This is a genomic window from Hyalangium versicolor (assembly GCF_020103695.1).
Taxonomy (GTDB): Bacteria; Myxococcota; Myxococcia; order Myxococcales; family Myxococcaceae; genus Hyalangium; species Hyalangium versicolor.
Genome location: NZ_JAHXBF010000002.1, coordinates 453,477 through 468,649 on the forward strand (window position 1 = coordinate 453,477; position 15,173 = coordinate 468,649).

Here is a 15,173-nt window from a genome sequence, read left to right on the forward strand (position 1 = left end):
CATGACCGTCCCCAATCACCGACCCATCCGGGTCCGAATCGCTCCCTCGCCCACGGGTGACCCGCACGTGGGCACCGCGTACATCTCCCTCTTCAACTACGCGTTCGCCAAGCAGCGCGGCGGCAAGTTCCTCCTGCGCATCGAGGACACGGACCAGACGCGCTCGACCCGGCAGAGCGAGGAAGCCATCCTCCAGTCCCTGCGCTGGCTGGGCTTCCAGTGGGACGAGGGCCCCGACATCGGCGGCCCCCACGCGCCCTACCGGCAGAGCGAGCGGCTGCACCTGTACCGCGAGCAGGTCGAAGCGCTGGTGGCGGCGCGCAAGGCCTACTGGTGCTCCTGCACCGAGGAGCGCCTGAGCCAGGTGCGCAAGGAGCAGATGGCTCGCAAGCAGAACCCCGGCTACGACCGCCGCTGCCGGGACCGCGACCCCGCGGAGGTGCAGGCGGAGATCAAGGCCGGAGCGCCCGGCGTGGTGCGGCTCGCGGTGCCGCGCGAGGGCACCACGGTGTTCAACGATCTGCTCCGAGGCGAGATCAAGATCGAGAACAGCGAGATCGACGATCAGGTGCTGCTCAAGAGCGACGGCTTCCCGACGTACCACCTGGCCAACATCGTGGACGACCACCTGATGGGCATCACCCACGTGATGCGTGGCGAGGAGTGGATCACCTCCACGCCCAAGCACGTCCTGCTCTACCAGGCGTTCGGCTGGGAGGCGCCCCAGTTCGCGCACCTGCCGCTGCTGCGCAACGCGGACAAGTCCAAGGTCTCCAAGCGCAAGAACCCCGTCTCGCTCAGCTACTTCCGCGAGGCCGGCTACCTGCCCCATGCGCTGATCAACTTCCTGGGGATGATGGCCTTCACCTTCGAGGATGGACGGGAGATCTTCTCGCTCGAGGACTTCGTCCAGCACTTCAAGATGGAGCGCATCTCGCTGGGCGGTCCGGTGTTCGATCTGGCCAAGCTGCAATGGCTCAACGGCCGCTACCTGCGCGAGAAGACCTCGGACGCCGAGTGGGTCAAGTACCTCAAGGACCAGCTCTTCAGCGACTCGTACCTCACCCGCATCGTCCAGCAGGTGCGCGAGCGCGTGGAGAAGAGCGAGGACTTCATCGGCTACGCGGACTTCTTCTTCAAGGGCAGCGTCTCGCCGCCCGTGGCCGAGCTGCTCCTCAAGGGCAAGACGAAGAAGGAGGCGGTGGAGCTCTACGAGGAGTTCGTGGAAAAGGTGGACACCTGCTTCGACTTCTCACCCCCGAAGATCGAGGCGCTGATGCGCGCCTTCTGCGAGGAGAAGGGCGTGAGCGCCAAGGAGTTCTTCGCGCCGGTCCGCCTCATGGTCACGGGCAAGAAGGCCACTCCGCCCCTCTTCGAGACCATGGCCGTGCTCGGCCGCGAGCGGGTGCGCACCCGCATCCGTGCCGCCATCTCGGAGCTCAAGGCCGCCAAACTGCCGGACCCACAGCCCGCGGCAGAACCCAAGAAGTAACGCTGCGGAGGAGGGGGCCCACAGCTCCTCACACTGGGTCCTCCCCATGTGATCGCCAGAGCAACCCATAGTAAACTGGCGAACACCGCCTCCCCCGCAAGCCGTTCCCGGGTTCGAGGGCCCGCAGAGCTTGAACCACGCCGACGCCAGTGCAGCCCACCCTCGCGGTCCCGCCGCCCCGCGAGGGCTCCGTGCCTGGCTCCTCCTGGGAGTACTCGGTGGGGCTGCCTCGTGCAGCCAGCAGTCCGCGCCGCCTCCGCCCCGCGCGAGTTCCGCGCCGAAGGAGGCTCCCGCGGACTCCGAGCCTATCTCGCTCGAGATCAACGGCTTCAACTACACGGACCTCTACATCGACTCCTTTGAGGTCAACGGGCAGAGCGGTGGCAACCTCTTCGTCAGCTCGACGACGAGCGGAGGTGGCGGCAGCGTGTGCTGCACTCGGTGGATTCCTGGCTCCCAGCTCCCCCTGCGCGTGAGCTGGAGCCGCGACGGGAAGCGCTGGTGCGAACAGGAAGTATCGCTTCCCCCATCACCGCCCGCCGCGCCCCGCCACCTGGGCGTGCACTTCTTTCCGGACGGCCACATCGAGGCCGAGCTCACCGAGGACTACCCGGACCTGAAGCTCGCGCTCGAGCGGGACAACCCCGAGGAACGCAGGGCCACCGGCAACACCATCAACGACGAACGCATGTCGAGGTGCAAGGATGCCAAACAACCCGAACAAGCCCGGTAGCAAGCTGCCTCCGCCGCCGGTGGCCGCGCTGCGCCGCTCCGCCAGCCTGTCCAAGAAGGGCTCCACCGCACCCGTCAAGTCCAGCCAGGCACCGTCGCTCACGATCGCCAAGCCGACCACTTCCACGGCCTCTGGCTCCAAGCCAGCCCCCACGACGGGTGGCGGCCGCTGGCTGTCCTTCTTCTTCGACGGCACCGGCAACAACCTGGACGCGGACTATCCCAAGTCCTCGCAACTGAGCGAGCGCGAGCACAGCAATGTGGCGCGCTTGTACCGCGCCCACAGCCCCGATGACCCGAAGTTGGGCATCTACCGGTTCTACATCCCCGGCGTCGGCACGTACTTCAAGGACGTCAACGACGAAGGCAACACCACCACGGGAAACGCCGGGGGCGCCAAGGGAGAAGATCGCCTCGTCTGGGCCATGAACGCGTTCGACCGGGCCATCGCTGGCAGCAAGGACACGATCAACGTGGCCCTGTTTGGCTTCTCGCGAGGAGCCGCCCTGGCGCGTGCCTTCGCCCGGCGCATCGCCGACCGATGCACGAGCAAGCAGGGGCAGTGGTACCTCAAGACGGGCATGCGCCCCATCAACCTGTACTTCATGGGGCTGTTCGACACCGTGGCGTCCGTGGGCCTGGCCGCGCAGAACAGCGCCACGATTGATGCCGCCGTGATCAGCGTCCGGCTCGCGCTGCTCGAGCGCAGCACCAGCAGAGATGATCCCGCCTCGATCTATTCCCTGGCTCCTGGCAAGCAGCCCGGGGCCGATCCCACCCCGAGCATTGCCGACGGCCACATGGCCTGGGGAGGCGACATGCGCATCCCCCCCATGGCCAAGCGCTGCGTCCACATGGTCTCGGCCCATGAGATCCGCAACGCGTTCCCCCTGGAGAGCATGCTCAACGACAAGAGCTATCCCACCAACTCCGAGGAGATCGTGTACCCAGGCGTCCACTCGGACGTAGGGGGTGGCTACCGCGAGGGCGAAGGGGCTCGGGGCCTCGCTCCTGGAGGCCAGCTGAGCCTCATTCCCCTCCGGCACATGCACCTCAAGGCGATCCAGGCCGGCGTGCCCCTGTTGAAGGAGTTCAAGAGCCTGCCACTGCAGGAGGACTTCGCGTACGACACGGCCAGCGCGGCCGCCTTCAAGGTGATGGAGACGCGCTACCTCCACTACCTGAAAGCCTCGGGGAATGGGGGCGTGCCCCTGGGGGCGGCGATCCTCTCGCACATGAAGCTCTACTACCGGTGGCGCTTCCGCCAGATTGCCCTGAACGAGCAGGCCCGGAAGGCCGGGAAGAAGACGGCGGACGAGACCCGGCTCCAGAGCCGCATGACAAAGTGGGATGCGGATGCGTCGGCTCAGAAGACCGAGCGGGACAAGCAGTACGCGGAGCTTCGCAGGCTGCGCAGGCTCGCCATGCCCGGTACCGATGAGTGGGGGAATCCGCAGCAACGGACCGCGGAGCAGCAGAAGTACCACCAGCAGGCCATCCTCCAGGAGGATGTGTACCGCAAGGCCTGCGCCCGCTACGACACCCGCCCCGGCTCCGTCGATGACCTGGTGGACAACCTGAAGATGTACGACGAGCAGTTGCTCTCGGACGCGCAGACCCTCAAGTCCATCTCGAACAAAGGAAAGATACCGCTACGGCCCCACTACCAGGCCATCCTGGATGCGTACGTCGCCGAGTTCGAGAAGAAGAGCGGCCTGAAGGATCCGGAGATCATCGCGTTCTTCGATGACTACGTGCACGACTCGCTGGCCGGGTTCGCCACGGACTCCACCCTGCCCTCGGATCCGCGCTGCATCTACATCGGAGGAGACGAGGAGCTGAAATACGCCATGAACTCCTCAGGCTCCTCCTGGGCCAGCAACACCGCCTGAGCCTCACGCCCAGGCGGCGCACCGGGGCTACAGAAGCTTCTGGCGCTTGCGAGCCTTGAGGGCCTCGACGACCTTGCGCACGTCCTGGCTCTTGTCCTTGGGGACCACGAGCAACGCGTCCCCCGCGTCCACCACGACGACGTCCGTCATGCCCACCACGGCCAGCGGGCGCTTGTCTCCCAGCACCACGCAACCCTGGCAGTCCACGACGATGGACTCGGCGCCGGAGACCACGTTGCCGCGCTCGTCCGCGGGGCGAACCTCGGGGATGGCGGCAAACGAGCCCACATCCGACCAGCCGAAGTCGCCGGGCAGCACGGCGATGTTCGACGCCTTCTCCATGACGCCATAGTCGATGGAGATGGACGGCAGCTTGGGGAACACCCGCTTGAGCACCGCCGGAAAGGTGCGCTTGCCCACCGCGGCGCGCAGGGCCTCCAGGCCCTTCTTCATCTCGGGCATGTGCTGGGCGAAGGCCTCCAACATGACGTCCGCGCGGAACACGAAGATGCCGCCGTTCCACAGGAACTCACCGGAGTCCACGTAGCCCTGCGCCGTCTCCTGGTTCGGCTTCTCCTTGAAGGCCTTCACCTTCCGCCCGCCACCCTCCAGGGGCTCTCCTACGTGGATGTAGCCGTAGCCCGTCTCGGGCCGGCTGGGCTTGATGCCCAGGGTGACGATGTGTCCGGCCTCGGCCAGGACGGCCGCCTCGACGAGCGTGCCCCGGAAGGCCTCCGGGTTGGCCACATGGTGGTCGGACGGCAGGACGATGACGATGCCCTTCGGGTCCCTCGCGGCCACCTGCACCGTGGCGAGCGCGATGGCCGGCGCGGTGTTGCGCGCCACCGGCTCTACCAGGAGGTTCTGTTTGGGGATGCCCTTGACCAGCTTCGCGGCGTTCTTGGCGTGGAGGGGGCCACAGACGATGAAGGTGTTCTTCATCGAGGCCAGGCCCTTCAGCCGGGCGGCGGTGTCGGCGATGAGCGGGTTTTTGGAGGCCAGCGGGAGGAACTGCTTGGGTCGGGCCTGTCGGGACAGGGGCCAGAAGCGGGTGCCGGACCCACCGGCCATGATGACGGGGTAGAGCGCCATGGGGTGTGAGGACTCCTGAGGGCGCCGGGGGGCCGGCGCGAACGGCGGCGCACCATAGCGCCTCCTGGCCGGAAGGGTGCCGACTTCGACCGCTCGGACGCCCGGCCGCCCACCAGACGGGACACCGGTGATCAGAGTTTTGACCCCGCCCCAAAAAGCCAGTCTCATGGCCGGACGTTGGACCTCAAGGCCAAATCGACCGGGTGGACGATCGTCCTCACGGCTGCGCTCGCGCTGGGACTGTCCCTGGCGCCGCTGCCGGAGGCGTTCCGTCCCATTCCGAGCCTCGGCAGGGAAGGACCGCTCGCGCCGAAGCTGGCCGAGATCGTCTTGCCCAAGTCCCTGACGGGAAAAGGCGCCCCGGCGCGTGCGACCGACGACGCGCTGGCGGGCACGTCGTCTCACGCTCCCGGAGAGGAAGGGCCGCCTCCCGAGGACGAGACGACCCCACCGGTCGAGGACGAGAGCCCTACCGCCACGGCTCCCCCATCCGACCTGGAGGGTCTGGGCACGCTCACGCGGGCCCGGGCGCTGTCGCTGGAGGCCCTGCGCGAGAAGATGGGCGCGCAGCACGTGGACATCGAGACTGGCTGTCGGCGGATGGGAGCGGCGGGGTGCGAGGAGAGTGGGTTGGCTCCCTTCTTCGCGGCATTGAACGAGCTGCGTGAGGACCGCCGGCGGCAGCCGGTGCGGGTGGTGCATCTGGGCGACTCGCTGATCGCCTCGGACCACATCACGGACATGATCCGGGCGCGGCTCCAGGAGCGGCACGGCTCGGGCGGCAAGGGCTTCCTGTTCGTGGACCGGCCGACGGGCTCGGGACGCTCGGTGCGAACGGGCACGGCGAGCGAGGGCTGGCAGATCACCCGCCTCATCGATCGCAACTATCCGAAGGACAAGCTGGGCTACACGGGCGTGGCCTTCGCGTCCGCGGGAACGGGCTCGCAGAGCGTGCGGTTCCCAGCGGAGGGCGCGCGGGTGGCGGAGCTGTTCTTCCAAACGCAGCCCACGGGCGGAACGGTGAGCTTCAACGCGGATGGCAAGCCGCTGCAACGCCTGCTCACCCGATTCGAGCTGCCGGGAGTGGCCTTCTCGCGCTTCTCGCTGCCCGAGGACACGAAGACGCTCTCGCTGCAGACGATGGGGAAGGTGGAGCTGCACGGCATCTCGCTGGAGAACGGACTGCCGGGCATCGTCTACGACACCATCGGGCTGCCAGGCGCCACCGCCGAGGTCTTCCTCCGAGCGCACCACGGCGCCTTCCGCTCGCAGCTCCGGCACCGGAAGCCGTCGCTGGTGGTGCTGATGGTGGGCGGCAACGAGGCCTTCTACATCTCTCGCAACCGCATCAAGCCGGAGGAGATCCGCGCCCATGCGACGGAGCTGGTGAAGTGGGTGCGTGAGGCGGTGCCGGACTCCGCGTGCCTCCTCATGGCGCCGATCGACGCGGCGGTGCGCACAATGGGCGGAGAGCTGGTGCCGCGCCGGGGCTCCAAGGACGTGGGAGACATCTTCCGCGAGGTGGCGAAGGAGGGCGGCTGTGCCTATTGGGATGCGCTCTCGGCCATGGGCGGAGAGGGCGCGTCCATCCAGTGGCTGTCCGCGGGGCTGCTCAACGAGGACCTGGTGCATCCGCGCTCCAGGGGTTCGGACCTGCTGGGCCACCTCTTCGACATTGCGCTCCAGCGTGCGTATGCGAAGGCTCACCAGCCGCTGCTCGCGGTCGAAGATCCGCCGGGGCTCATCGATGGCGCCACGGCGCTCAAGGGCACCTTCGCGAGGCTGCGAGCCCTCGAGGAGAAGAAGGGCACGGAGCGTTTGGACATCGTCCAGCTCGGTGCGTCCCACACCGCGGCCCATTACTTCACGGATGCGGTCCGGGGCTCACTGACCCAGAAGTTTGGAGATGGAGGACGCGGTTTCATCGCGGCCGGGAAGTCCTCTCCGAGGCTGGCGGCGGCTCACGTGACGCGAGAGCTGACCGGCGAGTGGCAGGTGTTGGACGCGCAGCAACCGGAGGCACAACCGGGCGAAGCGTGGGGCCTCAGCGGCATCCGCGCGGTGGGTGCACCCGGAGCTTCTCTGCGCATCCAGTTCTGTGACGGCTGCCCGCCCGCGAAGTCGCCTCAGGCGCAGCTGGCCCTGTACTGGCTGGACTCGCCGGGGGCGGGACGGATGGATGTGAAGGTGGACGGTCAGCCCGTCTCGCCCGAGGATCCTGCTCCGGCTCCGGTCACAGCTCCCACAGTCCGTATCCGCACGATCCCTGTCACGGGCCCTGAGCACACGCTCGAGGTCACCAACGCGGGAGAGGGACCCATCACCGTGCTGGGAGCCTCGCTGGACTTCGAGCAGCCCGGCATCACCTATGACGCCGCGGGCCTGCCCGGGAGCACTGCCTTCACCCTGAGCCACGAGGATCCGGTGGCGCTCGACACACAGCTCTCCGCGCGCAAGCCGCAATTGCTGGTGCTCTGGTACGGAACCAACGAGTCGGGCCTGCCGGACCTCGATTCCGAGGCACTCCACAAGGACTACGTCGCCCTGATCTCCCGGATGCGCGCCTCGACGGGCGCGGAGTGCCTGCTCATCGGCCCGACGGACCGGCTGGTGCAGGATGCGAGCGGCCACTGGACCGAGGCTGTGGCGCTGGCACGGGTGCTCTCCACGCTGCCCAAGGTGGCACGCGATGCAGGCTGTGCTTACTGGTCCGCCCGAGCGGCCATGGGCGGCGAGCGCTCCATGCTGCGCTGGCAGCGCTCGACTCCGGTGCTGGGCCACGAGGACGGCACGCACCTGACGCAGCCTGGCTACGAGCAGCTCGCCGCCTCCTTCGTGAAGGAGCTGCTGGGTGCCTACGACACATACAAGGCAGCGCCTGCGGAACAGGTCCAGGCGCCAACCCCGGGCCAGGTCCCCACCCAGGGGCCCGCACCGCAGCAGGCAGTTCCCGAAACGCATCCCACGGCTCCTCCGCCGACGCCGACACAAGGCCAGGCCCCCACGCTGGTGCCCGCCCCTGAAACCGTGACGGCGCCTCCAGCGCAGGCACGCGCCTCGCGCCAGGAGCCAACCCGGGCCGAGACCCGAGGCACCATCCCTCCTCCCACACCGGCACCTGCCGCACGAAAAGCGGAGGGTGGCTGACATGCAGTCCACGAGCCTTTCCTACCTCGCGTTCCTGGCCCTCACCTTCACACTGTACTGGGCGGTGCACCGCTACCGGGTAGCGCGGCTGGGCGTGCTGCTCGTCGCGAGCCTGTTCTTCTACATGGTGTGGACGCCGCTGCCGGTGCTGGTCTTCTTCTGGGGCGCGGCGTTCGACCACCTCATCGTGAAGGGGCTGGCGCGAGCGAAGTCTCCGGGAGCTCGCAAGGCGCTGGTGATCGCGTCGATAGTCTCCAACCTGGGCATGCTGGCGACCTTCAAGTACGCGGAGTTGTTCCGCGAGACGGCGCGCACGCTGCTGGCGCCGCTGGGCGTGACGGTGCGCGAGGAGCCCTTCGGCCTGCTGTTGCCCATCGGCCTGTCGTTCCTCTGCTTCCAGGCCATCAGCTACGTGGTGGACGTGTACCGGGGCAAGGCGAGCGCGGAGCACAGCTACCTCGAGCACCTGCTCTACCTGCTCTTCTTCCCGCGAGTCGTGTCCGGCCCCATCGTGCGCGCCTCGGCGCTGCTGGAGCGCTTCAACGAGGTGCCCACGCTGACGGCGGAGGCGGGAGGCCGCGCGCTGTACCGGATCGCGGTGGGCCTGGTGAAGAAGATGGTGATCGCGGACGTGCTGGGGAGCGGGTTGGTGGACCCGGTCTTCTCGGATCCGGCCGCATACACCTCGGCCGAGTGCCTGGTGGCGGCGGTGGCCTACACGTTCGAGCTGTACTTCGACTTCTCGGGGTACTCGGACATCGCCATCGGCGCGGCGACGCTGTTCGGCTTCGAGTTCCCGGAGAACTTCGCGCGGCCGTACCTGGCGAAGAACCTGTTCGAGTTCTGGAACCGCTGGCACATGAGCCTGTCCAGCTGGCTGAGGGACTACCTGTACATCCCGCTGGGCGGCAACCGGCGCTCGAAGCCGCGGGTGCTGTTCAACCTGATGACGGTGATGGTGCTGGGAGGCCTGTGGCACGGGGCGGACTGGCGCTTCGCCGTCTGGGGTGGCGTGCACGGCGTGGGGCTGTGCCTGACGCGCACGTGGTGGTGGATTCGCGGCGGCCGGCCCGAGGCCGAGTCGGTGGGAGTGGTGCGCACGGCCGTGGGCATGCTGTTCACCTTCACGGTGGTGGTGCTCACGCGCATCGTCTTCCGGGCGCCGAACATGGCGCACGCGGCCGAGTTCTACTCGCGCATGCTGCTCTTCATCCCCGGGCTGGCCAACGTGAGCGCGCTGGTGTGGACCATGCTCGCGGTGGCGGTGGTGAGCCACGCGCTGCCGATGAAGCTCTACGACACGGTGGGGACGATCTTCGTGCGGCTGCCTGCACCGGTGCGCGCAGTGGCGCTGGTGGCGCTCGGCCTGGGGATCCGCCACCTGACCTCCGTGGAGGCCCGGCCCTACGTCTATCTGCAGTTCTGAGTCGCCCGTTCAGCCCATCCCTCGGCTGGGAGGACGCGCGGGGATGCTCACGGGGAGCTGGGTGATGTGCTCCAGCAAGTTGTAGAGGATGCGCGCCGTAGCGCCCCAGATTTCGTGGGTCTCGTGGGTATAGAAGTACACGTCGTACTCCGTGCCTCGCGCCGTGCGCTTCTCCGTGCGGCGGATGGCCGGGTCCAGCAGGCTGGCCAGTGGCACCTCGAGGATGAACGCCACCTCCTCGGCGCTGGGCTGATATTGCCCGTCTCCCGGGATGACGCCCACGAAGGGCTGGATGCGGAACGATGTTGTGGTGGGCACCTCATCCAACATCCCGAGCACCCGGACTCGCGAACGCTCGATGCCCAGTTCCTCTTCGGTCTCCCGAAGCGCGGTGTGCAGCGGAGTCGGATCCTCGGGATCCCTGCCGCCGCCGGGGAACGAGAACTGGTTGGCGTGGGTGCGTAGATGGGCAGGGCGACGCGTGAAGAGGATGTACGGGATGCCCTCTCGCTCGAAGAGCGGGACGAGCACCGCGGACTCCCGCAGCACCAGCCCCGGCAGGTTCAGCGGCCGAGGCTGAAGCGAGAGCAGCCGAGCCTCCAGCGTGTCGAAGAAGGAGTCCACGTCAGTCCGTCACCTGTTTCTCCACGGGTGGCTTCAGCGGCTTCTCGGGGACAGCCAGGTTCTCCACTCCGGAGAGAGGCTTGAGCACGCCCGCCTGGAGCAGCCCGATCAGCGCCAGTCCGAGCGCCACGCGGTACACGACGAAGACCATCGTCGAGCGCGTGCGCAGATATCGCAGCAGCCACGCGATGGCGGCCAGGCCCGAGCCAAAGGCCACGAGGGTTCCCGTCACCAGGGCCGCCGTGGAGGGCCGAGAGTCCGCCTCCAGCAGGTGCTTGAGCTCAAAGATGCCCGCCAGCGAGGTAGCGGGGATGGAGAGCAGGAACGAGTACCGGGCCGCATCCTCGCGCTTCAGCCCGAGCGACAGCGCCCCCGTGAGCGTGGTGCCCGAGCGCGACGAGCCCGGGATGAGCGCCAGCGACTGCCAGCCTCCAATGATCAACCCATCTCGCCAGCGCATGTCCTCCAGGGTCCGCTTGTGAGCCGCCGTGCGCTCGACGATGAGGAGGATGATGGCCAGGACGATGAGGCTGGCGGAGATGATGTAGAGCGAGCGCAGCGAACTCTCGATGTGCTTCTTGAAGGCCAGGCCCAGCACGCCGATGGGCAGCGTGCCCACGAGCACGAACCACGCGAGCCGCGACTCGACGGTGGCGAACGGCTGCCGCTTCACGAGCCCTTGGAAGAAGGCGACGGTGAGCTTCACCAGATCCTTGCGGAAGTAGATGAGCACGGCGGCCACGGTACCCAGTTGGATGACGGCGGAGTACGCCGCTCCGGGATCGCTCCAGCCGAGCAGCTCGGGGACGATGCGCAGGTGTGCCGTGGAGCTGATGGGGAGGAACTCGGTGAGTCCCTGGACCAGCCCGAGGACGATGGCTTCGATGAGACTCATAGGGCGAGCCCGGATGTATGCCTTCCACCCCTTGCCCGCAAGACCCATGACTGCCCGGGGTGTTGTCCATTCGTGAATCGTCCAGCGGTGGGCACGCCCGCCAGGCGGTAGGCTCCGGAGCCACGGCCATGCCCCCTGCCCCACCCTGTCCCTGCTCTTCTGGACTCCGCTACCGCCAGTGCTGCTCGCCCTATCACCGAGGCGAGGCCGAGCCACCGGACGCGGAGGCGCTGATGCGCTCGCGTTACAGCGCGTTCGCCCTTCGAGAGGCGGCCTACCTCTGGAAAACCCTACACCCGACTCACCCGGATCGCTCACGCCCGGAGGCCGAGGTGGTGAAGGAGCTGCGAGCCTTCGCCCAGAGTCACCAGTTCCCGGGACTCGTGGTGATGGACCGCCGGGCGCCGGACGCGCAGGGCGTGGCGCAGGTGCTCTTCTTCGCGAAGGTGTTCGAGCGCGGCAAGGATCGCTCCTTCGTGGAGCGCTCGGACTTCCGCCACGACGGGACGGGCTGGCGCTACGTCTCCGGCACGCTGCGCCTCCCGAAGGACCTCGCAGGCCCGCCGGAGGCCCTCACGCTGACCACCTTCCCGGAGTAGCCGAAGCGCTGTCAGGATTCTTCGGGGTATTTCGTCCCTATCCACAGCTGCCCGGCCGGTGAGGCCCTACACGCACCCTGGTAATCGCCTGCAAAGCGACGCGGTTCAACTCCGCCCAAGGCCTGGATAGGTCTGCCAACAATCGGTGGCTTCTCCACTCGGGCAGCTAACTTTCCCTTCTCTTTTTGGCTCGTGCCGTGTGTCCACCGGTGTGGGTCTGCAGCCGCTGATGTGCGGCCTCTGAACCACGCCTGGAAGGGCCACCGCAGGGAGATGCCTCTGGCGCGAGCCTTGCTGTGGGCTCCGGCCGGCGCGCGGGATGGTCCCGCTCGCCATGTCCGGAGCCCACGCATGTCCTTCTCCTCGTCCCTGGCAGCCCTGCGCGCTGGGATGTTCCTCCTCGTCGCGAGCCTCTCCACCGTCTGCGCCATCGCGCACGCCGAGCCGGCCCCCGCCTCTCCATCCAAGTCCGTGGAGCACCCTGGCTGCTTCCTGCTGATGGAGCTGAAGAGCGGCAAGGTGACGCGCATCCATCCGGAGCTGTGCTCGAAGCGGCTGCCCCCGGCCTCGACCTTCAAGGTTCCGCACGCGCTCATCGCGCTGGAGACGGGCGTGCTGTCGGGCCCCGAGGAAGTCCGCCGATGGGATGGAACGCGCTACGACATCCAGGCCTGGAACCAGGATCAAACGCTCGACACGGCGATGCGCCGCTCGGCGCTGTGGTTCTTCCAGGGCACCGCGAAGCAGATTGGCCGTGAGCGGATGACCGACTGGCTCGGGCGCCTGCGTTACGGAAACCAGGACACCTCGGGTGAACTCACCCAGTTCTGGCTGAACGGCACGCTGCGAATCACCCCCGAAGAGCAGCTCGACTTCATGGCCCGGCTCTACCGGAACGAGCTGCCAGTGAGCGAGCGCTCCCGGGAGATCGTGAAGCGCACACTGGCTCAAGGGCCGGACACGGTGGCCAACACGCGCTCCGGCATCGCGCTGTACGGCCCCTGGAAGGACGGCGCCGTGCTGAGTGCGAAGACAGGCTTCGCCCGCCTGGAGAGCGAAGGAGACGTCACGTGGCTCGTCGGGCACGTGCAGACGCCTCGGGGGGCCTATGTCTTCGTCAGCAGCGTGGCCACGCCCACGCGCCAGCAAGAGCCACCGGCCGCCCTGGTCTCGGGCATCGCGGCCCTGAAGGATCTCGGAGTGCTCTAACGAGAAACGCGCGTGACCCATCTTCGGGCCACGCGCGTCTTCGTTTCAGCGGAAGCTGGAACCGCAGCGTCGTTACGGGCTGCCCACGGCCTTCAGCCGCGACGAGCCGCCCAGGGCCTCACGCAGCAGGTCCTTCTTGTCCGTGCGCTCCCAGGTGAACTCCTTCTCGGAGCGGCCGAAGTGCCCGTACGCGGCGGTCTTCTGGTAGATGGGCCGCAGCAGGTCCAGGTGCTCGATGATCTCGCGCGGACGCAGACCGAACGTCTGGCGCACCGCCTGGGCGATCTTCTCCTCGGAAACCGTTGCCGTGCCGAACGTCTCCACCATCACGCTGACCGGGTCCGCCACGCCAATGGCGTAGGAGACCTGCACCTCGCAGCGGCGCGCCAGGCCGGCGGCCACCACGTTCTTGGCGATGTAGCGGCCCATGTACGCCGCCGAGCGGTCCACCTTCGACGGATCCTTGCCCGAGAAGGCGCCGCCGCCGTGACGGCCCATACCGCCGTAGGTGTCGACGATGATCTTCCGGCCCGTCACGCCCGAGTCGCCCATGGGGCCACCCACGACGAACCGCCCGGTGGGGTTGATGAAGTACTTGGTCTTCTTGTCCAGCAGCTTGGCCGGCAGGGCCTTGGCGATGACGTCCTCGCGGATGGCCTCGTGGATCTTCTTGTTGGAGATGTCATCCGCGTGCTGCGTGGACACCACCACCGTATCGATGCGCACCGGGCGGCCGTCCTTGTACTCCACGGTCACCTGGCTCTTGCCGTCCGGACGGATCCACTCGTGCTGCTTGCGGCGCACATCGGCCAGCCGACGGGTGAGCGCATGCGCGTAGTGGATGGGGGCCGGCATCAGCTCCGTCGTCTCGTCGCAGGCGTAGCCGAACATCATGCCCTGGTCGCCGGCGCCCTGCTCCTTCTTGTTGTCCACGCCGCGGGCGATGTCCTGGCTCTGGCCTTCGATGGCCGCCATGACTCCGCAGGTGTTCCCGTCATAGCCCATCGAGCTGTCGGTGTAGCCGATGCGGCAGATGGTCGCCCGGACGATCTTCGGGATGTCCACGTAACAGTTGGTCGTCACCTCGCCCGCGACGATGGCCAGGCCCGTCTTGACGAGCGTCTCCACCGCGACGCGGCCCTGCGGGTCCTTGGAGAGGATGGCATCCAGCACGCCGTCGGAGATTTGATCGGCGATCTTGTCCGGGTGCCCTTCAGTGACGGATTCAGACGTGAACAGGAAGTCGGTAGGCATGTCTTCTCAGAAAGTAACGGGCAGGCAGGATCCACTGTACGACGCGGCGCACACTAGACGTGGGGTACTTCTTCAGTCAAACGCCCTGAACGGGTGGGGAATTCGACCCCAACAACAGACGGGCAGGCAAGGGCCGGGGCCCGTGCGTGAATTTTCCCCAGCGTAGGGCGTTCCCCTGAGCTACAGGAAGCCCCGCTTCCTTTTGACAGGAACAAGGATCCGTATGAACGCCCGTCTCCGCTCCGTTTCCCTCCTGGCCGCCCTCGTACTCTCCGTGCCGGCGCTCGCCGCCGCGCCGAACGACGCAGTGGCCAAGCCCGTGAAGACCGTCGTCCAGTCCGTGCGCTATGGCAAGGACCTGGCTGCCCTCAAGAACTTCGGAGGTGAGCAGCAGGCCCGCTTCCTCCTGGGCGATGCCTGGGACAAGGCCTCCACGGAGCAACGCAAGGAGTTCATCGACCTGTTCCACACCCTGTTCGCGAAGATTGCCTTCCCCAAGGTCCGCGACAACTTCAAGAACCTGATCGACATCGCCTACGACGAGCCGGAGGTGAACGGCGAGGAGGCCAAGGTGGGCTCCACCGTCGTCATCGACCACCCGATGAAGAAGCAGGAGCTCAAGCTCAAGTACTCGCTGGCCAAGGACAAGACCGGGTGGAAGGTGGTGGATGTGGCGGTGCTCGGCGACTCGATGCTCACCGGCATCCGCGATGATCAGGTCCGCCCGCTCCTCAAGGAGGGAGGCTGGGACGCGCTCATGAAGGCCATGCGCGAGAAGAACAAGGAGCTGGAGAAGGTCACCCTCAAGTAG

12 protein-coding genes are annotated in these 15,173 nt (G+C 67.4%); 8 read left to right on the forward strand and 4 right to left on the reverse strand.

Annotated elements, in window-relative coordinates; translation table 11 throughout:
- The first annotated feature begins 1 nt into the window (after nt 1).
- From gltX to KY501_RS05390, 3 genes are all read left to right on the forward strand, one after another.
- Nucleotides 2-1,492, forward strand: a complete 1,491-nt coding sequence (gltX, locus tag KY501_RS05380) for a glutamate--tRNA ligase (protein ID WP_224361435.1) — start codon at nt 2-4, stop codon at nt 1,490-1,492.
- Nucleotides 1,493-1,622: 130 nt separating this feature from the next.
- The gene (locus tag KY501_RS05385; protein WP_224361436.1) at nt 1,623-2,225 is read left to right on the forward strand and encodes a DUF3304 domain-containing protein; all 603 of its coding nucleotides are present in this window, start codon (nt 1,623-1,625) and stop codon (nt 2,223-2,225) included.
- Complete coding sequence (locus KY501_RS05390) at nt 2,197-4,116, forward strand: T6SS phospholipase effector Tle1-like catalytic domain-containing protein (RefSeq protein ID WP_224361437.1); 1,920 nt, start codon at nt 2,197-2,199, stop codon at nt 4,114-4,116. The genes KY501_RS05385 and KY501_RS05390 overlap by 29 nt, the downstream gene beginning before the upstream one ends.
- Before the next feature lie 27 nt (nt 4,117-4,143).
- Here KY501_RS05390 and KY501_RS05395 read toward each other — a convergent pair whose 3' ends face one another.
- Nucleotides 4,144-5,208: a mannose-1-phosphate guanylyltransferase gene (locus KY501_RS05395; RefSeq protein ID WP_224361438.1), complete on the reverse strand. Its 1,065-nt coding sequence runs from the start codon at nt 5,206-5,208 to the stop codon at nt 4,144-4,146.
- A 177-nt stretch (nt 5,209-5,385) separates the two neighbouring features.
- Here KY501_RS05395 and KY501_RS05400 point away from each other — a divergent pair, with 177 nt between their 5' ends.
- Together KY501_RS05400 and KY501_RS05405 are read left to right on the forward strand one after the other, a co-directional pair.
- Nucleotides 5,386-8,355, forward strand: a complete 2,970-nt coding sequence (locus tag KY501_RS05400) for a GDSL-type esterase/lipase family protein (protein WP_224361439.1) — start codon at nt 5,386-5,388, stop codon at nt 8,353-8,355.
- Nucleotide 8,356: 1 nt separating this feature from the next.
- Nucleotides 8,357-9,781, forward strand: a complete 1,425-nt coding sequence (locus tag KY501_RS05405; protein WP_224361440.1) for an MBOAT family O-acyltransferase — start codon at nt 8,357-8,359, stop codon at nt 9,779-9,781.
- 9 nt (nt 9,782-9,790) lie between these two features.
- Here KY501_RS05405 and KY501_RS05410 read toward each other — a convergent pair whose 3' ends face one another.
- A complete protein-coding gene (locus KY501_RS05410) occupies nt 9,791-10,405 on the reverse strand; it encodes a CoA pyrophosphatase (RefSeq protein ID WP_224361441.1) in 615 nt (204 codons plus the stop codon).
- Between the two features lies 1 nt (nt 10,406).
- The gene (locus tag KY501_RS05415; RefSeq protein ID WP_224361442.1) at nt 10,407-11,300 is read right to left on the reverse strand and encodes an undecaprenyl-diphosphate phosphatase; all 894 of its coding nucleotides are present in this window, start codon (nt 11,298-11,300) and stop codon (nt 10,407-10,409) included.
- 128 nt (nt 11,301-11,428) lie between these two features.
- Here KY501_RS05415 and KY501_RS05420 point away from each other — a divergent pair, with 128 nt between their 5' ends.
- Entirely contained in the window at nt 11,429-11,899 is a 471-nt protein-coding gene (locus KY501_RS05420) for a YchJ family protein (protein ID WP_224361443.1), read from the forward strand.
- A gap of 351 nt (nt 11,900-12,250) precedes the next feature.
- Nucleotides 12,251-13,108: a penicillin-binding transpeptidase domain-containing protein gene (locus tag KY501_RS05425; RefSeq protein WP_224361444.1), complete on the forward strand. Its 858-nt coding sequence runs from the start codon at nt 12,251-12,253 to the stop codon at nt 13,106-13,108.
- 72 nt (nt 13,109-13,180) lie between these two features.
- On the opposite strand, the gene metK is transcribed toward KY501_RS05425, so the two are convergent.
- Nucleotides 13,181-14,362: a methionine adenosyltransferase gene (gene metK, locus KY501_RS05430; protein WP_224361445.1), complete on the reverse strand. Its 1,182-nt coding sequence runs from the start codon at nt 14,360-14,362 to the stop codon at nt 13,181-13,183.
- A 223-nt stretch (nt 14,363-14,585) separates the two neighbouring features.
- On the opposite strand from metK, the gene KY501_RS05435 reads away from it, so the two are divergent.
- Nucleotides 14,586-15,173, forward strand: a complete 588-nt coding sequence (locus KY501_RS05435) for a Tgt2/MlaC family protein (RefSeq protein WP_224361446.1) — start codon at nt 14,586-14,588, stop codon at nt 15,171-15,173.

Excerpts from the sequence above, each read along its gene's own strand:
- gltX (WP_224361435.1), top strand. The coding sequence starts at position 2 with ATGACCGTCCCCAATCACCGACCCATCCGGGTCCGAATCGCTCCCTCG.
- KY501_RS05390 (WP_224361437.1), top strand. The coding sequence starts at position 2,197 with ATGCCAAACAACCCGAACAAGCCCGGTAGCAAGCTGCCTCCGCCGCCG.
- KY501_RS05395 (WP_224361438.1), bottom strand. The coding sequence starts at position 5,208 with ATGGCGCTCTACCCCGTCATCATGGCCGGTGGGTCCGGCACCCGCTTC.
- KY501_RS05405 (WP_224361440.1), top strand. The coding sequence starts at position 8,357 with ATGCAGTCCACGAGCCTTTCCTACCTCGCGTTCCTGGCCCTCACCTTC.
- KY501_RS05415 (WP_224361442.1), bottom strand. The coding sequence starts at position 11,300 with ATGAGTCTCATCGAAGCCATCGTCCTCGGGCTGGTCCAGGGACTCACC.
- KY501_RS05420 (WP_224361443.1), top strand. The coding sequence starts at position 11,429 with ATGCCCCCTGCCCCACCCTGTCCCTGCTCTTCTGGACTCCGCTACCGC.
- KY501_RS05425 (WP_224361444.1), top strand. The coding sequence starts at position 12,251 with ATGTCCTTCTCCTCGTCCCTGGCAGCCCTGCGCGCTGGGATGTTCCTC.
- metK (WP_224361445.1), bottom strand. The coding sequence starts at position 14,362 with ATGCCTACCGACTTCCTGTTCACGTCTGAATCCGTCACTGAAGGGCAC.
- KY501_RS05435 (WP_224361446.1), top strand. The coding sequence starts at position 14,586 with ATGAACGCCCGTCTCCGCTCCGTTTCCCTCCTGGCCGCCCTCGTACTC.